20 protein-coding genes and 2 pseudogenes are annotated in these 21488 nt (G+C 30.5%); 15 read left to right on the forward strand and 7 right to left on the reverse strand.

Going from position 1 to position 21488, the window contains the following annotated elements:
• Positions 1 to 81 precede the first annotated feature (81 nt).
• From GCU34_RS08625 to GCU34_RS08635, 3 genes and pseudogenes are all read right to left on the reverse strand, one after another.
• Positions 82 to 684 (reverse strand): DNA-3-methyladenine glycosylase family protein, encoded by a 603-nt coding sequence (locus GCU34_RS08625; protein WP_072783278.1) that lies wholly within the window; start codon positions 682 to 684, stop codon positions 82 to 84.
• Positions 684 to 3156: pseudogene (locus tag GCU34_RS08630) on the reverse strand (DUF5686 family protein). The gene GCU34_RS08625 and the pseudogene GCU34_RS08630 overlap by 1 nt, the downstream one beginning before the upstream one ends.
• A 63-nt stretch (positions 3157 to 3219) precedes the next feature.
• A complete protein-coding gene (locus GCU34_RS08635) occupies positions 3220 to 4197 on the reverse strand; it encodes a pyruvate dehydrogenase complex E1 component subunit beta (protein WP_072783274.1) in 978 nt (325 codons plus the stop codon).
• Between the two features lie 192 nt (positions 4198 to 4389).
• Here GCU34_RS08635 and GCU34_RS08640 point away from each other — a divergent pair, with 192 nt between their 5' ends.
• The 7 genes from GCU34_RS08640 to GCU34_RS08670 all read left to right on the forward strand — a co-directional run bounded on the left by GCU34_RS08640 (position 4390) and on the right by GCU34_RS08670 (position 10280).
• Positions 4390 to 5136 carry an electron transfer flavoprotein subunit beta/FixA family protein gene (locus GCU34_RS08640; protein ID WP_072783272.1) on the forward strand — a complete coding sequence of 249 codons (747 nt, stop codon included), beginning with the start codon at positions 4390 to 4392 and terminating at the stop codon, positions 5134 to 5136.
• Positions 5137 to 5162: 26 nt separating this feature from the next.
• A complete protein-coding gene (locus tag GCU34_RS08645) occupies positions 5163 to 6131 on the forward strand; it encodes an electron transfer flavoprotein subunit alpha/FixB family protein (RefSeq protein ID WP_072783270.1) in 969 nt (322 codons plus the stop codon).
• 119 nt (positions 6132 to 6250) lie between these two features.
• Entirely contained in the window at positions 6251 to 6880 is a 630-nt protein-coding gene (locus GCU34_RS08650; protein WP_072783268.1) for a bifunctional nuclease family protein, read from the forward strand.
• 22 nt (positions 6881 to 6902) lie between these two features.
• Complete coding sequence (locus GCU34_RS08655; RefSeq protein ID WP_449403953.1) at positions 6903 to 8555, forward strand: NupC/NupG family nucleoside CNT transporter; 1653 nt, start codon at positions 6903 to 6905, stop codon at positions 8553 to 8555.
• A gap of 35 nt (positions 8556 to 8590) precedes the next feature.
• Positions 8591 to 8902: a four helix bundle protein gene (locus GCU34_RS08660; protein ID WP_152378425.1), complete on the forward strand. Its 312-nt coding sequence runs from the start codon at positions 8591 to 8593 to the stop codon at positions 8900 to 8902.
• A gap of 80 nt (positions 8903 to 8982) precedes the next feature.
• The gene (locus GCU34_RS08665) at positions 8983 to 9807 is read left to right on the forward strand and encodes a thymidylate synthase (protein WP_072783264.1); all 825 of its coding nucleotides are present in this window, start codon (positions 8983 to 8985) and stop codon (positions 9805 to 9807) included.
• 2 nt (positions 9808 to 9809) lie between these two features.
• Positions 9810 to 10280, forward strand: a complete 471-nt coding sequence (locus GCU34_RS08670; protein ID WP_072783262.1) for an energy transducer TonB — start codon at positions 9810 to 9812, stop codon at positions 10278 to 10280.
• Here the strand turns inward: GCU34_RS08670 and GCU34_RS08675 are convergent, their stop codons facing one another.
• Entirely contained in the window at positions 10281 to 11072 is a 792-nt protein-coding gene (locus GCU34_RS08675) for a DUF2797 domain-containing protein (RefSeq protein WP_072783255.1), read from the reverse strand. It lies immediately after the preceding gene.
• Positions 11073 to 11171: 99 nt separating this feature from the next.
• Between GCU34_RS08675 and GCU34_RS08680 the strand changes: the two genes are divergently transcribed.
• From GCU34_RS08680 to GCU34_RS08705, 6 genes are all read left to right on the forward strand, one after another.
• Positions 11172 to 12695: a GH3 auxin-responsive promoter family protein gene (locus GCU34_RS08680; RefSeq protein WP_072783243.1), complete on the forward strand. Its 1524-nt coding sequence runs from the start codon at positions 11172 to 11174 to the stop codon at positions 12693 to 12695.
• Positions 12696 to 13086: 391 nt separating this feature from the next.
• The gene (locus tag GCU34_RS08685; RefSeq protein ID WP_193702236.1) at positions 13087 to 13437 is read left to right on the forward strand and encodes a TolB-like translocation protein; all 351 of its coding nucleotides are present in this window, start codon (positions 13087 to 13089) and stop codon (positions 13435 to 13437) included.
• Entirely contained in the window at positions 13391 to 14308 is a 918-nt protein-coding gene (locus tag GCU34_RS08690) for an OmpA family protein (RefSeq protein WP_072783239.1), read from the forward strand. The genes GCU34_RS08685 and GCU34_RS08690 overlap by 47 nt, the downstream gene beginning before the upstream one ends.
• Before the next feature lie 294 nt (positions 14309 to 14602).
• Positions 14603 to 15685, forward strand: coding sequence for a sensor histidine kinase (locus tag GCU34_RS08695; RefSeq protein ID WP_072783237.1), 1083 nt, complete (start codon positions 14603 to 14605; stop codon positions 15683 to 15685).
• 2 nt (positions 15686 to 15687) lie between these two features.
• The gene (locus GCU34_RS08700) at positions 15688 to 17028 is read left to right on the forward strand and encodes a sigma-54-dependent transcriptional regulator (protein ID WP_072783235.1); all 1341 of its coding nucleotides are present in this window, start codon (positions 15688 to 15690) and stop codon (positions 17026 to 17028) included.
• A gap of 275 nt (positions 17029 to 17303) precedes the next feature.
• A complete protein-coding gene (locus tag GCU34_RS08705; protein ID WP_072783233.1) occupies positions 17304 to 18581 on the forward strand; it encodes a Glu/Leu/Phe/Val family dehydrogenase in 1278 nt (425 codons plus the stop codon).
• A gap of 53 nt (positions 18582 to 18634) precedes the next feature.
• Here the strand turns inward: GCU34_RS08705 and GCU34_RS14100 are convergent, their stop codons facing one another.
• Positions 18635 to 18766: a hypothetical protein gene (locus GCU34_RS14100; RefSeq protein ID WP_262884242.1), complete on the reverse strand. Its 132-nt coding sequence runs from the start codon at positions 18764 to 18766 to the stop codon at positions 18635 to 18637.
• Positions 18767 to 18770: 4 nt separating this feature from the next.
• Here GCU34_RS14100 and GCU34_RS13965 point away from each other — a divergent pair, with 4 nt between their 5' ends.
• Both GCU34_RS13965 and GCU34_RS08715 read left to right on the forward strand, forming a co-directional pair.
• Positions 18771 to 19007, forward strand: coding sequence for a GreA/GreB family elongation factor (locus tag GCU34_RS13965; protein WP_262884259.1), 237 nt, complete (start codon positions 18771 to 18773; stop codon positions 19005 to 19007).
• A gap of 3 nt (positions 19008 to 19010) precedes the next feature.
• On the forward strand, positions 19011 to 19385 hold the full coding sequence (locus tag GCU34_RS08715) for a hypothetical protein (protein ID WP_072783229.1): 375 nt from the start codon (positions 19011 to 19013) through the stop codon (positions 19383 to 19385).
• Between the two features lie 70 nt (positions 19386 to 19455).
• On the opposite strand, the gene clpX is transcribed toward GCU34_RS08715, so the two are convergent.
• Together clpX and clpP are read right to left on the reverse strand one after the other, a co-directional pair.
• The gene (clpX, locus tag GCU34_RS08720) at positions 19456 to 20688 is read right to left on the reverse strand and encodes an ATP-dependent Clp protease ATP-binding subunit ClpX (protein WP_072783227.1); all 1233 of its coding nucleotides are present in this window, start codon (positions 20686 to 20688) and stop codon (positions 19456 to 19458) included.
• Positions 20689 to 20781: 93 nt separating this feature from the next.
• Positions 20782 to 21446, reverse strand: a pseudogene (clpP, locus tag GCU34_RS08725) (ATP-dependent Clp endopeptidase proteolytic subunit ClpP).
• Between the last annotated feature and the right edge of the window lie 42 nt (positions 21447 to 21488).

Raw genomic sequence — 21488 nt, forward strand, 5'->3', positions numbered from 1 at the left:
TTTAAAGCGGGTCCAAAGTTACCATTATAAAACATTAGAAACAAAAGAGTTTTGCAAAAAAAGTATAGATTTTACATAGATTTAATATGTAATCTTTCTACCTCTTTTTTGTAAATAATAATGCCATAGAAAATACGTTGCAAAAGAACGATATGGTTTCCATTTTAAAGCATATTCTTCCATTTCTTCTCTTGTATGGATATCGAGAAGTTCTTTCATAGTATTTACAACAGCGATATCTCCTAGAGGAATAATATCAGGAGAATTTAAACAGAACATCAAATAGATATCTATAGTCCAATTACCAATCCCTTTTATCTTAATAAGCTCTTGTCGAACACTATCAGGATGTTTAAATTCTAAACTCGCCAAATCTAATTCATTTGAAATTACAGCATCTGAAAGTGCTTTTATATATTTCACTTTTTGACGACTTACACCACAAGTTCTAAAATTTTCATCGGGAAAAAGAGAAAGGTTTTCCGGGTAGAATTCAGGAATTGCTTGCTTGAGTCTTAAAAATGTAGCTTTAGCAGAATCTATTGAAACTTGTTGTTCTAAAATAAGTAAAACTAAGGTTTCAAACCCTTGAGGTCTTTTAGGTTGAACAGGGATTCCGTATTCTTGAATAATTTTTTCAAAAATAGCATCAGCATCTAAAAGATAAGCAACAGCTTGTTTCATTAAAAGTAGAATCCGAAAGAAGCTCTTACAGCAAATTTTCTTGCATTTGGCATATCTAAATAACTACCTCTCCAAGCAAAATCAATGCGCAAAACTTTGAAAATATTTCCTACACCTGCGTGATATTCCCAATATAAATTTTCTGGCGAAACATAATTTAACCCCGAAGCATTAATCATGATATTTTCATCAGAAACACTTCCTACAACTCCTTTAACACCAATAATTTCTCTTAAATTAAGTTTTCTTAAATAAGGAACTCTTGAAAACAATCTTCCTCCAAAATTATGTTCAAAATGTAAAGAAGCATATTGATCGGCAACAAAATCATAATAATCTAAAAGATTATATGTGTTTTCGATTGAAAAATAAGATTGATTTCCTGGAATTACTCCCATTAAACCAAGTGGAACTTCACCAAATATTTTACCAGCTTCAAAAGTTGTAAACAAACGTCCAAAACCACCAATTAAAACAGGTTGTCTGTAATAAAACTGTACTTTTTGATAATTAAAATCACTATCAAAAACACCTTTCATTCCGTTGCTATAGCTCAGAAAAAGGCGAGCATAATTATTATCTACTTCTAATCTATCTACACCATAACCCACTGTTTTTCTTTTTGGCGTATACTCTGCTACTAAATTAATTTCAGCTTGTTTAACTTCACTTTTAATTTCTGTTTGCGTTAAATCGGTATAATAATCTAAACTAAATTCATTAGAAGCAGATTTTAATGTTCTATAAGAAAATTGGTTTGGAAAATGAAGTTCTTAACAGGTTCCATTTCAAAACCAAGTGTAGTTAAATTAATTGAAGTTAATTTATTATTAGTTCCGGATGAAAACAATGATGATGATGCAAAACTTCTTCCTAAAACATCATTTGAAGTTGTTAAACTTACTCCTATTTGCTCTACATCTCTTCTGTTTCCTAATGATAGGATGATTCTATTTTTAGTATCAACCATCCATTTTCCTAACAAACCATATTTAACCTTGTTGTCTTTAAAACCATACGCAGCATACCCTTGTAATCTCCATTTGTCATTAGGGCCAAAATAAGTTCTGCCTCCCGCTCTTACTCTTAACCCCTCAACATCATTATATCCAAACGTTGAGAAAATTGGTCCGTAATCAAATTTACCAACCTGAATATAACCACTACCAAGTATGGTAGCTAAATTGTATATTTTTTTAAACTTTGGAACAGTTTGTAGTGTATCGAGCATTTTGTAAATACCTGATTCATTTTCATTTAACCCTTCAAATCTATTTTCATTCCAAAATTCATCAGTTTTAGCAAAAACTTCATTATCATAAAAATTAACTTCCTCCCTATAGAATTTATCGTCTTTAGGTTCATTAAAAACATGATTTTTTACAACAGTTGTTCGCTTCCCATAAACACCCTTTGACTCTTCTTTTTTAGATAAACTAAAATCGGACATCATATAATCCCTTTTCAACAAGAAAACAGAATCATTTAAAACATCAAATTCTTGCTCAATGTAGATTTCTTTTACCCAGTTTATATTTGCACTTTTACTTGCTTCTAGGTTAATTTTTTTAATTGCCCATGTAGAATCGTTAACCCAAAAATCGCCTTTAAATGTTAATTCATTTTTTCTTCTTGGATAATACACAATATTGTAACACCATTTATTATCTATATAAGCACTATCACTTAAGACATAATTATAAACATCAATACCAGTTCTAGATAAAGGGCTTACAAATGATTTATCAAAAAACTTTAAATAGTTATTGTAAATATTATAATCAGCATATAAATCTTTAATAAATGTATTTACTCCATCTCCGTTTCCAAAACCAGAATTTTTATTTGCCTTTAAAATTTCTTTTTCTTCTTTTTTAAATTATCACCATAAACCTCGAGTAAACTCTCATTTATAAATATTGGTAAATATGTTTTTCCTGTAATTCTCGAAGTATCAATATTATCGAATATAAATTCCATTCCTTTAAATACTTTACTATTCATAAAAGCACTGTCGATGGTATTCATATCAAATTCAACCTTCTCATATTTGTCATATTTATATTGATCAAACATGTAAAGTCCGTTTTTCTTTTTTCTAGCCCAAATTTTTCTTAAAATATCAATAGCAGGATTATTCTTTTTAGAAGTTTTACCTGTGTAAACAATTACTTCTTTTAATGTAGTTCCTTCTTTTAAAACTATTTTAAGATTGCTATTTAACCCTTTTTTTAAAGGAATTTCTTGCGTTTCAAAACCAACAAACGAAACTACTAACGTTGAATAATTTTCATCGGATTCAAAATAGAAATTTCCGTTTTCGTCAGTTATAACTCCAGTTTTAGAATTTTTAAAAAACACATTAGCAAAAGCAACAGGTTCATCAAATTCATCAATAACCTTACCGCCTACCTTTGTTTGTGCAACAGTAAGTGACGTGAAAAACAAAAAAAGCAATATTTTCTTTATCATAAGCTATCAAAAAAAACTTCATCAGTTTTTGCTGATGAAGTTTCAAATATAAGAAGTTATATTTTATTTATATGCTACTTTTTTTACAGCTTTAATTACATCATTTGCATTTGGTAACCACTCTTTTAATAAAACTGGAGAATATGGCGCAGGAGCATCTGCAGTTGTGATTCTTTGAACTGGAGCATCTAAATAATCAAAAGCTTTTTCTTGAACCATATAAGTAATCTCTGAAGCAACTGAAGCAAAAGGCCAAGCTTCTTCTAAAACTACTAATCTATTTGTTTTCTTTACTGAATTGATAATCGCGTCATAATCCATAGGACGAACAGTTCTTAAATCAATTACTTCACAAGAAATTCCTTCTTTAGCTAATTCTTCAGCCGCAGTTAAAGCTTCTTTAATAATTTTACCAAAAGAAACAATCGTTACATCTGTACCTTCTCTTTTGATGTCTGCAACACCAAGTGGGATTGTGTATTCTCCTTCAGGCACTTCTCCTTTATCACCATACATTTGTTCAGATTCCATGAAAATAACTGGGTCATTATCACGAATAGCTGATTTTAATAATCCTTTTGCATCATATGGATTTGAAGGAACTACTACTTTTAAACCTGGACAGTTTGCATACCAGTTTTCAAAAGCTTGAGAGTGAGTAGCTGCTAACTGACCAGCAGAAGCCGTTGGACCTCTAAATACAATTGGAATATTGAATTGTCCACCAGACATTTGACGCATTTTTGCTGCGTTATTAATAATTTGATCAATACCAACTAATGAGAAGTTAAATGTCATAAACTCAACAATTGGTCTGTTACCATTCATTGCAGAACCAACTGCAATTCCAGCAAAACCTAACTCAGCAATAGGTGCATCGATAACTCTTTTTGGACCAAACTCATCAAGCATTCCTTTAGATGCCTTGTAAGCTCCATTATATTCAGCAACTTCTTCTCCTATTAAATATATAGACTCATCGCGACGCATTTCTTCACTCATTGCCTCGCAAACAGCTTCTCTAAATTGTATTGTTTTCATTGTTTTAATTTCTATGAATGGCAAAAATAAAAAAAATAGCCGATTAAAAATAACTCTATTGTCTTAAAAATAACTATAACGGTTTCGTAAATTTACTTTTTTTAAAAAATATTATGCACGCATAGTATTTTTTGGATTATTTTTATTAATTTCGTAACCATTATTGATAATTAAACATAAACTATTTAAGTGATGAAAATACTAGTTTGCATCAGTCATGTGCCTGATACTACTTCAAAAATCAACTTTACAAATGGAGACACTGAATTTGACACTAATGGTGTTCAATTTGTAATCAATCCAAATGATGAATTTGGTTTAACTAAAGCAGTTATTTTAAAAGAACAAACAGGAGCAAATGTTACTGTAGTTAATGTTGGCGGAGCTGATGCTGAAGCTACATTAAGAAAAGCATTAGCTATTGGTGCTGATGAAGCTATTAGAGTAAACGCAAATCCTACAGACGGAATGTTTGTAGCAAAACAACTAGCAGAAGTAGTTAAAGAAGGTGGATATGACCTAGTGATTGCGGGTACCGAATCTATTGATTATAACGGAGGTATGGTTCCTGGTATGTTAGCTGCCATGTTAGGTTATAATTTCGTTAATTCTTCTATTGGTCTAGAAGTAACTGGAAATGAAGCTAAAATTGTTCGTGAAATTGACGGAGGAAAAGAAACTGTTTCGACAAGCTTACCTTTAGTTATTGGAGGGAAAAAAGGTTTAGTTGAAGAGAAAGATTTACGTATTCCAAATATGAGAGGAATTATGATGGCGCGTTCAAAAGCTTTAACAGTAAAAGAACCAACAGGTGACACTGTAGCAACTAAAGTTGTAAAATTTGAGAAACCAGCTCCAAAATCGGCTTGTAAAATGATTAGTCCTGACAATATTGACGAATTAATCAGTTTATTACATAACGAAGCTAAAGTAATCTAATTTTAAAAATTAAATTTTAAGAAATCATGTCAATTTTAATATACGCAGAATCTTCTGAAGGGAAATTTAAAAAAGTTGCATTAGAATTAGCTTCTTATGCAAAAAAAGTTGCTGACAGTTTAGGAACTACAGTTACTGCAGTTACTGTAAACAACTCAAATGTTAGCGATTTATCAAAATACGGTGTAAGTAAAGTTTTAAAAGTAACTAACGATAAATTAAACAACTTTAATGCAAAAGCTTATGCAGATATAATTAAACAAGCTGCAGAAAAAGAAGGAACAAAAGTTGTAGCATTATCATCAACAACTGATAGTTTATATTTAGCTCCACTTCTAGCAGTTGCTTTAAATGCAGGATACGCTTCTAATGTTGTAGCACTTCCTGTAAGTACTGCTCCTTTTCAAGTAAAAAGAACTGCATTTTCTAATAAAGCTTTCAATATTACAGAAATCAATACTGATGTTAAAGTTATTGGTTTAGCTAAAAACTCATTTGGTTTAGCAGAAGATGCTGTTTCGTTAACTGAAGAAGATTTTAGTCCATCATTAAACGATGCAGATTTTTCAGTAAAAACTGAGAATGTAGAAAAAGTGACTGGTAAAGTAACTATCGCTGATGCTGAAATCGTAGTTTCTGCAGGTCGTGGTTTAAAAGGACCTGAAAATTGGGGAATGATTGAAGATTTAGCTTCAGTTTTAGGAGCAGCTACTGCTTGTTCTAAACCAGTTTCTGATATTGGATGGAGACCTCACAGCGAGCACGTAGGTCAAACCGGTAAACCTGTTGCAGCAAATTTATACATTGCTGTAGGTATTTCTGGAGCAATTCAACATATTGCTGGTATCAATGCTTCTAAAGTAAAAGTTGTTATTAATACAGATGCCGAGGCGCCATTCTTTAAGGTTGCTGATTATGGTATTGTAGGCGACGCTTTTGAAGTTGTACCAAAATTAGTAGAGAAATTAAAAGAATTTAAAGCTAATAATGCATAATTTTTAGATTTATTTCAAATATAATATTAGAAAATTAGAGTTATCTTTGTTTAGATAGCTCTTTTTTTTATTTTTGACCCCTTATTCAAATTTGCTATCATTTATAATGATTTTGATTTATGAGTTTAGTTAAACTTACTATAAAAGGAATTTCTTACAGCCAAACACAAAATGGAGCTTATGCCCTAATTTTGAACGAAGTTGATGGCGAAAGAAATCTTCCTATCGTAATTGGTGCTTTTGAAGCGCAATCTATTGCTATAGCATTAGAAAAAGAAATAAAACCACCTCGCCCATTAACGCACGACTTATTTAAAAGTTTTGCCGATAGATTTGATATTGTGGTAAAACAAGTTATCATTCACAAGTTGGTAGATGGTGTTTTCTTTTCAAGTATTATTTGCGAAAGAGACAAAATTGAAGAAATTATTGACGCTCGTACTTCAGATGCAATTGCATTAGCCATTCGATTTAATGCTCCTATTTTTACTTACAAAAACATTTTAGATAAAGCTGGTATTTATTTAAATATGAATAGTTCCGACAAAGATAACGAAGACGAGGATGGTGACGAAGCCTTATCTACACCAGAAACTTTTGGCATTGAAAGCGAAAAAAATATAAATCCAGGCGATTTTAGCCATTATACAATTGAAGAGCTTTATGCTAAACTCGATGAAGCAGTTCAAAATGAAGACTATGAAAAAGCTGCTAAAATTAGAGACGAAATTTCAAGAAAAGAATCATAATATAACCTATACTAATCAAATGATTAAAAAAATATTACCACTATTTTTTTCGCTATTTTTTGTTTTTTCTTTCGGTCAAGAAATTGAAAAAAAATGGCAATTAAGCTCTTCTAATGGCGACTTTTTAGAACTAAAAGAAGGAAGTTATAATTTAAAATTATCAAACGACAGTATTTCACAAAATGGTGATTATTTAGTTCAAGATAATTTTTTATTCTTATTCGAAAATGGTTCAGATTCTCCAACAAAGCGTTTTAGAATTGAAACCAAAACCGACTCCACACTTACATTAAAAAAAGGAGAAAAAGCCTATTCGTTTTTTTCTTCAAATAAAATTAAAAAGGAAACAAAATCTTCTGAATTAGTTCCAAATCAAGGTTTAACAGCTATTGGTTTAGGTAGAGGAATTTTAGGAATGCTTTGTTTATTAGCAGTCGCATTTATTTTTAGTTCAAATAGAAAAGCTATCAATTGGAAAACAGTTGGATTAGGGCTTTCGGCTCAATTAGTTTTAGCGGTAGGTGTTTTAAAGGTTCCTTTTGTTAAAGCTGCATTCGAATTTGTTGGTAATCTTTTTGTATTAGTACTAGATTTCACGAGAGCAGGTAGCGAATTTTTATTAGGTGGAATGATGAATGTAGAGAGCTTTGGCTTCATCTTTTTGTTCCAAGTTTTACCTACAATTATTTTCTTCTCTGCTTTAACTTCGGTATTATTCTATTTAGGTGTAATTCAAATTGTAGTAAAAGGAATGGCTTTAGTTTTAACTAAAATCTTACAAATTTCGGGGGCAGAAAGCTTATCTGTTGCAGGTAATATCTTTTTAGGACAAACAGAAGCACCTTTAATGATTAAAGCTTATTTAGAAAAAATGAATAAAAGCGAAATTCTATTAGTAATGATTGGCGGAATGGCAACTGTTGCTGGTGGAGTTTTAGCTGCATACATTGGATTTTTAGGTGGAAACGACCCTGTATTGCGTTTAGAATTTGCGAAACATCTTTTAGCTGCATCTGTAATGGCTGCTCCTGGTGCTATTGTGGTTTCTAAAATTTTATATCCTCAAACCGAAAGTATAAATACTAATGTTGAAGTCACAAAAGATAAAATTGGTTCAAACATTCTTGATGCTATTGCTACAGGAACTACTGAAGGTTTAAAATTAGCTGCTAATGTTGCTGCTATGCTATTAGTTTTTATTGCTTTTATTGCCATGATTAATTATACTTTAGGTTGGATTGGAGATTGGAGCGGACTAAATGAAGTTATTGCCAATAATACTCCTTACTCTAAATTCTCTTTAGAAACTATTCTAGGAATTGTATTTGCGCCATTAATGTGGTTAATAGGTGTTGCAACTGAAGACATGATGTTGATGGGACAATTATTAGGAATAAAATTAGCGGCATCAGAGTTTGTTGGATACATTCAATTAGCCGAATTAAAAAATGCAGCAAACGAAATACATTTCACTTATGAGAAATCTGTAATTATGGCAACTTATATGTTATGTGGATTTGCCAACTTTGCTTCAATTGGAATTCAAATTGGAGGAATTGGTTCATTAGCTCCAAATCAAAGAAAAACATTATCAGAATTCGGATTAAAAGCAGTAATTGGAGGAAGTTTAGCTTCGCTATTATCAGCTACTATTGCTGGAATGATTATCGGGTAATTTTTGGTCAAAGGCGAATGGTTAAAGGTTAATGGATGAGAAACTTTAGAGATTTAGACATTTGGAAAGATGCAAGAATTCTTGTCAAAGAAATTTACATTTTAACTGAATCCTTACCTGAAAATGAGAAATTTGGATTAATTTCTCAAATTAATAGATGTGCTATTTCAATTCCTTCAAATATAGCAGAAGGTTGTGCTAAAAGTTCTAACAAAGATTTTTGTAGATTTTTAGAAATTAGTCTTGGTTCTTGCTATGAATTAGAAACACAACTTATATTATGTTCTGATTTAGAATTTATTTCTTTGGAAATAGCTGAAACAAAAATTATATTTATAAAAATTTAGAAAGGAAAATTGGTTCGTTTATCAATTTTTTAAAGAAAAACAACCCTTGACCCTTTACCTTTCAACCTTAACCAAAAGTTATGAAACAATACCACGACTTAGTAAAACATGTATTAGAGAATGGTCATCAAAAAGGTGACAGAACGGGAACAGGAACTATTAGTGTTTTTGGATACCAAATGCGATTCGATTTAAGTGAAGGTTTCCCAATGGTAACAACAAAAAAGTTACACTTAAAGTCAATTATACATGAATTGTTGTGGTTTTTAAAAGGTGAAACTAACATCGCTTATTTAAAAGAAAATGATGTTAAAATTTGGGATGCTTGGGCTGATGAAAATGGCGATTTAGGTCCAGTTTACGGACATCAATGGCGTAACTGGAACAGCGAAGAAATTGATCAAATTACAGAATTAATTGAAACCATAAAGAAAAATCCAAATAGCAGAAGAATGTTAGTTTCTGCATGGAATCCAAGTGTTTTACCTGATACTTCTGTTTCATTTGCTGAAAATGTTGCCAATGGAAAAGCAGCGCTTCCTCCTTGTCATGCTTTCTTTCAGTTTTATGTTGCCGATGGAAAATTAAGTTGTCAGTTGTATCAACGTAGTGCTGATATTTTCTTAGGTGTTCCTTTTAATATTGCTTCTTATGCTTTATTAACGATGATGATCGCACAAGTTTGCGATTTACAACCTGGAGATTTCGTACATACTTTTGGAGATGCTCATATTTACAACAATCATATTGAACAATTAGAATTACAACTTTCTAGAGAATGTCGCCCTTTACCAACTATGAAAATGAATCCAGAAGTGAAAAATATTTTCGATTTCACTTACGACGATTTTACTTTAGAAGGTTATGACCCACATCCACATATTAAAGGTCAAGTTTCGGTTTAATTATGAAATATATTTATTTACTCACTCTCCTATTTCTTAGTGCCAATTCATTTTCTCAAGAAGAAAAAGAAGTTAAAAAAGCTATAATCAAGAGTAATGATTCTTTAAATGGAAAAGAAATTGATGTTCCATTCTCTATAATAGAAGATATTCCTATAGCTCCAGGATGTGAAAGTGTTGAAAAAAATAAAAGAATGGAATGTTTTAATGCATATATGACAGAACACATTCAAAAACATTTTAAATATCCTAAAGCTGCTGCAAAAAAGAATATACAAGGGAAGGTTTTGGTAACCTTCATTATAAACAAGGATGGTTTTGTAGAACAAATTGAAACCAATGGAGGTCATGAACTTTTAAGACAAGAAGCTTATAGAATCATTGATAATTTACCGCAATTTAGGCCCGGATTACTCAGAGGTAAACCTGTAAAAGTCCAATATGGTCTTCCCATAACTTTTAGACTTAGGTAATTATAAACTAATTTTTACTACATAACCTTCATACGAACGAACATTAAAAACGGTTCCATCGTTGAAGATTAAGTATTGCCCTTTTATTCCTGCTAAAGTTCCAGAGTAATTTGGTGTTTTATCTAAATTTAAACTTGTTACTTTTGTTGGATATTGTTCCACAGGATAATCAAGATTATACAACTGAGGTGCATTTAAAAAATAAGGCTTTACTTCTTCTGGTAAAACAGTTTCTATTTTCAATCGTTCAGCAATTAAATCGGCATGAGAAACATCATTTTTCAGCATTTTTTGCCAACTCGTTTTATCGGTAAAATAATCTTTTAAAGCCACCTCAGTAATTCCTGCCAAATATCTATTAGGAACCTCAACAATTGGAATTGCTTGTATTGCGCCTTGATCGATCCATCGAGTAGGAACTTGAGTTTTTCTTGTCACTCCCACTTTCACTTCACTAGATAAAGCCAAATACACAATATGAGGTTGTAACTGTACTCTTTTCTCATATTCTAAATCCCGATCTTCTATATCTAAATGTGCTGTACTTAATTCTGGCTTCATAATCCAATCGCCCACAGCTGGACTACTCATAAAACAGTCATAACAAAACCCTTGCCGGAAAATCTTTTTGGGCTGCCCACAATTTAAACATTGATAACCCACAAATTCCATTGAAAAATTCTTTCCTATTGCCTGATTTACATGTATAAAACTATCTTCAAAAACTAAATAATATTGAATAGGGTTTCCTAATTCTGTTTGCATTTTTTGAAGTGTTCCTTGGTAATCCATGATTGAATTTTAATTGAGATGAATTAATAAATTAAAAAAAATGTTATTTTTGGTAAAGTTATCATTACTATTTTGATAATCATAATTTGACAGAATAAAATGCCATTACCCATAATAAACTCAATAGCGTCATGGATTTTAAAGAAACGAATTCATCAAATGGAATTGTTTCTAAAATATCCGCATGAAGTTCAAGAAGAGCTTTTACATAGCTTATTAAAATCGGCTGAGAATACGGTTATTGGCAAAAAATATGATTTTTCAAGCATTAAAAATTATAAAACTTTTGCAGAAAGAGTTCCCGTTTCTACTTACGAAGATTTAGAACCTTTAATTGAACAAACCAGAAAAGGAGCGCAAAACGTTTTTTGGAACACACCTATCAAATGGTTTGCAAAATCGAGCGGAACAACCAATGCAAAAAGTAAATTTATACCTGTTAGTAGTGAAGCATTAGAAAATTGTCATTATAAAGCCAGCAAAGATTTGTTGTGTTTATACTTAAACAATAATGAAGAATCTCAATTATTTACTGGTAAAAGTTTACGTTTAGGCGGAAGTAAACAATTATATGAAGATAACAATACATTTTTTGGCGACTTATCAGCTATTTTAATTGACAATATGCCCATTTGGGCCGAATTTAGTTCAACTCCAAGTAACAAAGTTTCTTTGATGGGAGATTGGGAAACCAAGCTTCCAGCCATTATCAACGAAACCATTCAAGAAAATGTAACCAGTTTAGCCGGAGTTCCAAGTTGGATGATGGTTTTACTCAATAAAACTTTGGAAACTACTGGAAAACAAAGTTTACTAGATATTTGGCCTAATGCCGAAGTATATTTTCACGGCGGAGTGAGTTTTGAACCATATAGAGATCAGTACCAAAAATTGTTTCCAAAGGATAATTTCCGCTATTATGAAATCTATAATGCATCTGAAGGTTTTTTTGCCATCCAAGATTTAAACAACTCCAACGAATTGCTTTTAATGCTCGATTATGGCATTTTTTATGAATTCATTCCAATGGATACCTTTGGTTGCCCAAATCAGAAAGTAATTCCTTTAAGCGAAGTTGAACTTCATAAAAACTATGCGGTTGTAATTACTACAAACTCAGGATTATGGCGCTATTTAATTGGTGATACCGTTCGCTTTACTTCCATTAATCCTTATCGAATTGTTGTTAGTGGCCGAACTAAACATCATATAAATGTTTTTGGCGAAGAATTAATGGTTGAAAATACTGATAAAGCTTTAGCTAAAACTTGTAGTGAATTGGGTTGCGAGGTTATTGATTATACTGTAGCACCAATTTTTATGAAAGAACAAGAAAAAGGTGCTCACGAATGGATTGTCGAATTTAAAACATTACCATCGAATATAGAAAAGTTCTCTATTTTACTAGATGAAAATTTACAAAAATTAAATTCAGATTATGAAGCCAAGCGATACAACAATATGACATTAAATCCGTTAAAGTTAAATGTTGCCAGAACAAATTTATTTTACGATTGGTTAAAAGAAAACGATAAATTAGGTGGGCAACATAAAATTCCTAGGTTATCGAATGAGCGAAAACACTTAGAAGAACTTTTAAAAATGCAACTGATTCATATTTAATAATAAAGCATGAAAAAAATAATAACCTTTTTATTAGTAAGTACATTTATATTCTCGTCTTGTGGACCAAGAAGATATAAATGTGGACCTTATAGGAGATGTGAAAATTCTACAAAATTTATTCAAAAATCTACACTAATAGAAAATCCTATTGTCAATAACGCTTGCTAACTATTTATAAACTATTGCTTTAAATTGCGCAACTTATTTAACCGAAAATCGATTTTTTTGACATTTTATCGAATTTTATAACATTTTTTATGAATAAATATGTAATTCTTTCAAACAAAAAAGAAGACATTACACAACAACTTATAACGATAGCACTAAAACTTTCAACAATAATTTATATTGTGTAAATGTAGACCAAGAAGGAAATTTATCATTCCCATTGTTGCTTTCAAGTGCTTTAGATTCTGAAAAAGAAGAAGGTTCAATTGCTTTTACTCCAAGTCAAAAAACAATTTTCTACACGCAAGAAGACACTTCTAATTCAGGAACATTTGATTTATATAAAGCCGAATTAGATTTAAATTCTAAAGATTATTGGACAAATGTTCAAAAAGTTGAAAATATAATCCCTGTAGGTTATTCAATTGAAACACCAACAGTTTCTGCAGATGGTAAAAAATTATTCTTTGCTTCAAATATGCCTGGTAGTTTTGGAGGATTCGATTTATATGAAGTAGCTATTAATGAAAAGGCTCTCTTGCAATTTAAAAAACTTAGGTTCAAACATTAATCCTAAAGAAGACGAAAAATTTCCTAATACTACAAAAGATAACAAATACTTATTTTTCTCTTCAAAAGGTCATTTAAATACTGGAGGTTTTGATGTTTTCAAAAGTTCTATTGTAAATAATGAATATTTAACAGCTTTAAACCTTGGAACTTCTATTAATACACGAAAAGACGATCAAGCTTTTATTTTAGTTGATGAAGATAAAGGTTATATTTCATCTGAAAAAGCTCCTGGAGATTTTGATATTTTAAAATTCAAAATTAACCGATATGAAACTCCAAATAAAACCTATCAAGTAGTAGAAAAAGAAACATTAACGCCACTACCTAATGCTAAAGTTGTTTTAAAAGATGAATTTGGAAACATTGTTTCAGAAACTATCGCTAATGATAAAGGGGAAATAAAACTTCCATTAAATCCAATTTCTTACAATACAATTTTAGTCAACAAAGAAGGTTATTTACCAGTAGAAACCATGTTTACTTCGGAAAACATTTTGTCTAATCCTATAAAATTAGAACAAGACAAACCAGTTGTTACTGAAGATGCTATTGTAATCGAAAGCATTTATTTTGAATTCAACAAAGCTACAATTACAAAAGAATCACAACTTTCTTTAAATAAAATTGTAAATGTATTAAACGAATATCCTGAAATGAAATTGGCAATTGGTGCACATACCTACAATAAAGGTTCTGATAAATACAACATGGTTTTGTCTCAAAAAAGAGCAAAATCTACAGTTGATTATTTAACTGCTAAAGGCATTTCTAAAGAACGCTTAACTTACAAAGGTTATGGAGAATCGAAACCTCTAATTGATTGTGGTGGAAAATGTACAGCGGAAGAAGATCAGAAAATAGACGTGTAGAATTCAACATTGTAAAAAATACTACAAATTCAATTTAAGACAACTATAAAAATCTTTGCAATGAAAAAAGCAAAATTAGTTTTAGCAATTTCAGCATAAACATTAACTTCTTGCTCAAGTGGATGGAGCTGTAAAGCAAGCTACGTAAAGACAAGTAAAAAGACTGAAGTTGAAAAAACTCAAAATGCATAAAAAAAGCGACTCAAAATTGAGTCGCTTTTTTTTATTACAAAAATCTTAACAATAAAGACAATCGTTTTTCGTATTTTAACAATTATTTTTAAGTAAAACGAAATGACAGAATTAGAAGAAGCTCTAAAGGAAAGAGTGAAAGAACTTACATGTTTATATGAAGTAACTTCTTATATTTCTAATGATAAAGAAAGTACAAAAAAAACACTTACCGCAATAGCTTTCAGCATTAAAAAAGCATTAAAAGATGAAACTAACACACAAGTATTAATAAGAATAAACAAAACTAAAATAATAACCATAAACAGTATTGTTAACCTAAAAGAGACTTACAAAACACCTATTACGATATTTAATAAAAAAAATGGTTCTATACATATTTTTACAGAAAATAATATTATTCTAGAAGAAGAAAAAGATCTTTTAAAAGATATTGCCTCAAAAATTTCAAACTACATTGAGCGAATTGAAGATCGCAAAAGAGAAAAAGAAATAAAAAGAAAAATGGAACAAGCTGATAGGCTTGTTATTTTGGGCGAAATTACTGCCGGAATTGCACACGAACTAAATACCCCACTAACAAATATTTTAGGCTTTTCAGAACTTTTACTAGATGAATTTAAAAATAATAAAAATGTTTCTGAAGACATAAATAAGATAATAAACAACGCTATTTTTTCAAGAGAAATAGTAAAAAAATTGATGTTTTTCTCATGTGAAATGCCACAAAAAATGAGAAAAATAAACATTGTTCCTACAATTAAGAATGCCATTGATTTTTTGAATCCCATTTTTAAAAAGCAACAAATTAAGCATATTATTTTAATAGATAAAACTGAGATTTATTTAAACGCAGATTCCGTTCAACTTACTCAAATTATATTTAATTTATTGATGAATGCCGTATATTTTTCTCCTCAAGAAGGTTTAGTTACTATATCTGTTCATGATGAAGAAAAAAATGTAATTTTAAAAATAGCTGATGAAGGAAAAGGAATTCCAATTAATATTCAGAGAAAAATATTCCAACCCTTTTTCACTACAAAACCTATTGGAGAAGGTTCAGGACTAGGTTTAAGTGTAGTTCACGGAATTGTATCTTCTCATAAAGGAAATATCACTATTGAAAATAACTCAGAAAAAGGAGTTACTTTTGTTATTTCATTACCCAAAAACAACAAATAACTATGGCTTTTTTAAAAGAAAATATTCTCATTGTTGACGACGATATTAATATTCTTGAAGTGTTATACAGACACTTAGCCAGCTATAATTATCATGTTTATAAGGCAATTTCTGTAAAAGAAGCAGTTTCTATTTTACGCGACAATACTATAAACTTATTAATTACCGATTTAAAAATGCCGGAAATTGATGGGTTCGAACTTATAAAGTTTACAACTAATCATTATCCTAAACTTCCCATATTAGTAGTAACAGGTTATCCATCTATTCAAGATTCTCTTCTAGCAATAAAATCTGGTGTTGTAGAATATTTAACAAAACCATTTACAAAAGAAGAACTTAAAACTGCTGTAAAAAAAACACTAAAAACTAAGAATAAAACAATTACCAATAATTCAGAAACCCTAAAATCTACCTTAATAAATGAAGAACTAATTGGAAATTCTAAAAAAATATTAGAAGTTTTTGATATCATTGAAAGAGTAAAAAATAATAAAGCTACCATTTTAATAAATGGTGAAAGTGGTACTGGTAAAGAATTAATTGCAAGAGCAATACATTATCAAGGAAAATTTTCAGCAAAACCATTTATAGCTGTTAACTGTGGCGCCATTCCAGAGAATCTTCTTGAATCGGAGTTGTTTGGATATACAAAAGGTGCTTTCACTGGTGCTGATAAAGACAGAAATGGTTTTTTTCAGGCTGCTAACGGTGGTACAATCTTTTTAGATGAAATTGGAAATGCATCTTTAGAAGTTCAGGCAAAATTATTGCGTGTACTGCAAGAAAAGGAAGTGGTAAAAGTAGGTAGTCAAAAACCTGAGAAAATAGATTTAAGAGTAATTGCTGCAACCAATAGCAATATTAAAGAAATGATTACCAATAAATCATTTCGTGAAGATTTATACTACAGATTATCAGTAGTTGAAATTACACTACCTCCTTTACGAGAGAGAAAAGAAGATATTTCTATACTAATTGAAAGATTTCTGTTTAAATATGGAATTGAATATAAAGATCAAATTATAAAAATAACTCCAAACGCCATAAAAGCTTTAGAAAATTATTCTTGGCCTGGAAATATTAGAGAATTAGAAAATGTTATTCAGCGCGCTGTTATTATGTGTGATAAAATCGTTGATGTTGAACATTTACCAATCAATTTAAAGTATACTATTAATTTCCCTGAAGAAGAATTAGTTCCTCTAAAAATCATGGAGAAAAATTATATAAACAAAGTGCTTTCTGCAACTGGTAACAATAAAACCAAAGCTGCTAAAATTTTACAAATAGACAGAAAAACACTTCGAGATAAAATCTCAGACTCAAATAAAAACGAGTAATAATTCCTCAGTTGATTAATAAATAACCAGCTCATGTTTTTAATAAAAAAATATAAATAGCTGTAAATCAAAAATTTAATCTTAATTCAACTTTACTGTTAAAAATTGGCATATCTATTGTCTTAGTTATTATTAAATAATAAATAGTAATATGACAAATAGTCTTTGCCTTAATTGTAGCAATTCTAAAACTTGTTCTTTAACAACTGATAAAGATAAAGTTTGGGATTGTAGTGAATATAAAACTCAAACAACAGCATAAATTATAAAAAAGAATGTTAACAGTAAAAAATGAACCCAAAAAAGGGATGATGGAAAATGTTATGGAGCAATTTAATAAAGCTGCAAACCATATTGAATTACATCCTAACATTAGAAAAATATTAAGTATAACTAATAACGAAATTGTAGTAAACTTTCCAGTAAAAATGGATGACGGTAGTGTCGAGGTCTTTAGAGGATATCGCGTACAACATAATAATGCTTTAGGCCCTTATAAAGGAGGACTTAGATACCACCCAACAGTAGATATTGATGCTGCAAGAGCATTGGCAATGTGGATGACCTGGAAAACTTCATTAGCAGGATTGCCTTATGGCGGAGGAAAAGGAGGAATTCAAATCGATCCAAAAAAATATTCAACAAGTGAATTGGAACGCATTACTAGAAGATTTACTTATGCACTAGCCGATAATATTGGCCCAGAGCATGATATTCCTGCACCAGATGTAAACACAAATAGTCAAACTATGGCATGGATTGCCGATACTTACATGAGTACATGTCCTCCTGCAGAACGTTCAGCTAATCAACATGTTGTTACAGGAAAACCAACTGAAAGTGGTGGACTAGAAGGTAGAGATAGAGCAACTGGATTTGGTGTGTACTTGACAATTAAATTTTGGGCTAATAAAAACAACATCGATTTAAAAGGTAAAAAATATATCGTTCAAGGATTTGGAAATGTAGGTTACTGGGTTTCTTATTTTTTAGAAAAAGAAGGCGCAATTTTAGTTGCTGTTCAAGATGCTTTTTCGAGTATTGAAAACCAAGAAGGAATAAATGTTGACAGTTTATTTAAGCATATTCAACAAACAGGAAGTGTTTCTCAATTTGAAAATACTATTGAAATAGAGAAAGATAATTTCTTTAAAACAGAATGTGATATTTGCATTCCTGCTGCATTAGGAAATCAAATTACTGAAGAAAACGCCGGCGATATTAAAGCTAAATTAATTGCTGAAGGTGCAAATGGTCCTACAACAACTGAAGCCGAAAAAATTCTACTAGAGAACAACGTTACAATAATCCCAGATATTTTATGTAATTCGGGTGGTGTGATAGGTAGTTATTTTGAATGGTTACAAAACAGAAATGGTGAGTTGTGGCAACTTGATGAAGTAATGCTAAAATTAGAAAAGAAAATTAAAGAATCTTTTGAAAAGGTTTATGATTATTCGAAAAAAGAAAACATTGATTTTAGAACCGCTGCTTATTGTATCGCTATTAAGAGAATTGAAAAAGCCTACATTCAAAGAGGTATTTTCCCATAATTAATATTTACTCATGAATTACGGAAATTTATTAATTGAAAAAAAGAATATGCTTATTTAAAAAGAATTATTTCTGCTTCAGAATATTCTTCTGATACTGAATCAAAGAAATCACTAAAAAAATTAGGCGAAGAATTATCGAAATCAAAAGTTTTAGAAAATACAGAAATTCCTACAGATATCATTAGAATAAATAGTTTAGTCACGGTAAGCTCAGAAAAAGGATGGAGTAAAACTTTACAAATTGTTATTCCAAAAGAGAAAAATTTGGTTACCAATAAAATATCAATTTTAACACCAATGGGTTCAGCGCTTATTGGATATTCTAAAGGCGATGAAATTATTTGGGATTTACCAGGAGGAAAGCAAAATTTAAGAATTATTGATGTTGTTCAAGGTGAACAATTTGATGAAAACAACATTTAAAACATGAATAACAAAAATAATTTATATGCTAACGATATAGATTTAGACACGTATCATAAAATTAATTCTCTAGAATTAAACAGTTGGATGCACCAATTAAATTTTATAAAAATTGATTTAGAAAACTTAATTGAAATTTGCATGGTTCTAAATGAGAAAAATTTTATTGAAGAGTTGAAAACAAGAACTGTCGAGAATGATTATTTGTTAAATAAGCTTTTAAATTATTCTTCAAACAGAACAAACTTAATTGAATGTGAAGACATTCATTGTGATATAGCTTTTATAAGTGAACATAAAAACTTAAAAAAAATCTATATCAATCACCTAATAGAATATCAGAACTTAAAAAATGATATTCTTAAAAAGTCAATTTAAATAATCTTTCTTTAAATTGTGTTTAATTTCAAAAAAAAGCGACTCAAAATTGAGTCGCTTTTTTATTTTATTATGATGCCGATTTAAGTCTTTGTAAAAGGTTCTTATTTAAACTGTGTTCCGCAAATTCTTTAGTAACAACTAAATCTTTCTCTGATGAACTTGGTAATTCAAACATTACATCAGTTAAAATAGCCTCACAAAGTGAACGCAATCCTCTTGCTCCTAATTTGTATTCTAAAGCTTTATCTACAATAAATTGTAAAGCATCTTCCTCGATAGAAAAATCTACGTCGTCCATTTCAAAAAGCTTTTTATACTGCTTAATTAAAGCGTTTTTAGGCTCTGTTAAAATAGCTCTTAAGGTTTTTCCATCTAAAGGATCCATGTGAGTTAAAACTGGTAAACGGCCAATAATTTCAGGAATCAAACCAAACTCTTTTAAATCTTTTGGAATAACATATTGTAATAAATTTTCTTTATCGATTACTTCGTTATTTTTAGACGAACCATAACCTACAGCTTGACGATTTAATCGTTTTGAAATAATACGCTCAATTCCATCAAATGCTCCACCAGCAATGAATAGAATATTTTGTGTGTTTACTTCTACAAACTTTTGATCTGGATGTTTACGGCCTCCTTTTGGTGGCACATTAACTACAGTTCCTTCTAATAATTTTAGCATCGCTTGTTGCACTCCTTCTCCAGAAACATCTCTAGTAATTGAAGGATTATCACTCTTACGTGCAATTTTATCAATTTCATCAATAAATACAATACCACGTTCTGCTTTAGCCACGTCATAATCGGCAGCTTGTAACAATCGAGTTAAAATACTTTCAACATCTTCTCCAACATAACCAGCTTCCGTTAAAACTGTAGCATCAACAATAGCTAATGGAACATTTAACATTTTTGCAATAGTTTTAGCTACTAATGTTTTTCCAGTTCCTGTTTGTCCAACCATTATAATATTACTTTTCTCAATTTCGACTTCATCGTCTAATTGTTTTTGTAATAATCTCTTATAATGATTGTAAACTGCAACACTCATTACTTTTTTCGTTTGATCTTGACCAATAATATATTGATCTAAAAACGATTTTATTTCCTTAGGTTTCATTAAAATCAAATCGGAAAGCATTTCGCTTTTTCCACTTTGTTTTAATTCTTCTAAGACAATTCCGTGTGCCTGTTCAATACATCGATCACAAATATGCGCATTGATCCCTGCAATCAATAAATTAGTTTCTGGCTTTTTTCTACCACAAAACGAACATTCTAATACTTCTTTAGCCATTTTTATAAGGTAATTGGTAATTGGTTAAGGGTAATTGGTAACAACAAGGTTTTATTTCTTTTACCATTTACCTTTCTCCATTTACCCAAAAAATTATCTAGTTAACACTTCATCAATCATTCCATACTCTTTTGCCTCACTAGCAATCATCCAGTAATCTCTATCACTATCGTGATGTACTTTCTCCATAGATTGACCAGAGTGTTTTGAAATGATTTCATATAACTCGTCTTTTAATTTTAAAATTTCACGAGCTGTAATTTCGATATCTGAGGCTTGTCCTTGCGCTCCACCTAATGGTTGGTGAATCATAACTCTTGAGTGTGGCAATGCACTTCTTTTACCTGCCGCTCCAGCACATAATAATACCGCACCCATTGAAGCTGCCATTCCTGTACAAATTGTAGCTACATCAGGCTTAATAAATTGCATTGTATCATAAATACCTAAACCAGCATAAACACCACCTCCCGGAGAGTTTACATAAATTTGAATGTCTTTTGACGCATCTAAACTTTCTAAAAACAATAATTGAGCTTGTACGATGTTTGCAATTTGATCGTCTATTCCAGTTCCTAAAAGATAATTCTATCCATCATTAAACGAGAGAAAACATCTAATTGAGTTACGTTTAATTGACGTTCTTCCATAATGTAAGGCGTCATACCAACTGGAGTAACACGACTAACAATTTTATCGTAATATAAACTATTTATTTTATGATGCTTAGTAGCGTATTTTTGAAATTGCTGCGCCATTTCGAGCGTAGCTCTCGGGTCTTTACCAAAATTCATACTATA

The sequence above is a fragment of the Flavobacterium haoranii genome (genome assembly GCF_009363055.1).
GTDB lineage: Bacteria > Bacteroidota > Bacteroidia > Flavobacteriales > Flavobacteriaceae > Flavobacterium > Flavobacterium haoranii.

What these genes read in the sequence shown, in the direction of transcription:
- GCU34_RS08625 (WP_072783278.1), bottom strand. Translation starts at nt 684, where the DNA reads ATGAAACAAGCTGTTGCTTATCTTTTAGATGCTGATGCTATTTTTGAA.
- GCU34_RS08635 (WP_072783274.1), bottom strand. Translation starts at nt 4,197, where the DNA reads ATGAAAACAATACAATTTAGAGAAGCTGTTTGCGAGGCAATGAGTGAA.
- GCU34_RS08640 (WP_072783272.1), top strand. Translation starts at nt 4,390, where the DNA reads ATGAAAATACTAGTTTGCATCAGTCATGTGCCTGATACTACTTCAAAA.
- GCU34_RS08645 (WP_072783270.1), top strand. Translation starts at nt 5,163, where the DNA reads ATGTCAATTTTAATATACGCAGAATCTTCTGAAGGGAAATTTAAAAAA.
- GCU34_RS08650 (WP_072783268.1), top strand. Translation starts at nt 6,251, where the DNA reads ATGAGTTTAGTTAAACTTACTATAAAAGGAATTTCTTACAGCCAAACA.
- GCU34_RS08660 (WP_152378425.1), top strand. Translation starts at nt 8,591, where the DNA reads ATGAGAAACTTTAGAGATTTAGACATTTGGAAAGATGCAAGAATTCTT.
- GCU34_RS08665 (WP_072783264.1), top strand. Translation starts at nt 8,983, where the DNA reads ATGAAACAATACCACGACTTAGTAAAACATGTATTAGAGAATGGTCAT.
- GCU34_RS08670 (WP_072783262.1), top strand. Translation starts at nt 9,810, where the DNA reads ATGAAATATATTTATTTACTCACTCTCCTATTTCTTAGTGCCAATTCA.
- GCU34_RS08675 (WP_072783255.1), bottom strand. Translation starts at nt 11,072, where the DNA reads ATGGATTACCAAGGAACACTTCAAAAAATGCAAACAGAATTAGGAAAC.
- GCU34_RS08680 (WP_072783243.1), top strand. Translation starts at nt 11,172, where the DNA reads ATGCCATTACCCATAATAAACTCAATAGCGTCATGGATTTTAAAGAAA.
- GCU34_RS08690 (WP_072783239.1), top strand. Translation starts at nt 13,391, where the DNA reads ATGAAAAGGCTCTCTTGCAATTTAAAAAACTTAGGTTCAAACATTAAT.
- GCU34_RS08695 (WP_072783237.1), top strand. Translation starts at nt 14,603, where the DNA reads ATGACAGAATTAGAAGAAGCTCTAAAGGAAAGAGTGAAAGAACTTACA.
- GCU34_RS08700 (WP_072783235.1), top strand. Translation starts at nt 15,688, where the DNA reads ATGGCTTTTTTAAAAGAAAATATTCTCATTGTTGACGACGATATTAAT.
- GCU34_RS08705 (WP_072783233.1), top strand. Translation starts at nt 17,304, where the DNA reads ATGTTAACAGTAAAAAATGAACCCAAAAAAGGGATGATGGAAAATGTT.
- GCU34_RS14100 (WP_262884242.1), bottom strand. Translation starts at nt 18,766, where the DNA reads ATGATATCTGTAGGAATTTCTGTATTTTCTAAAACTTTTGATTTCGAT.
- GCU34_RS08715 (WP_072783229.1), top strand. Translation starts at nt 19,011, where the DNA reads ATGAATAACAAAAATAATTTATATGCTAACGATATAGATTTAGACACG.
- clpX (WP_072783227.1), bottom strand. Translation starts at nt 20,688, where the DNA reads ATGGCTAAAGAAGTATTAGAATGTTCGTTTTGTGGTAGAAAAAAGCCA.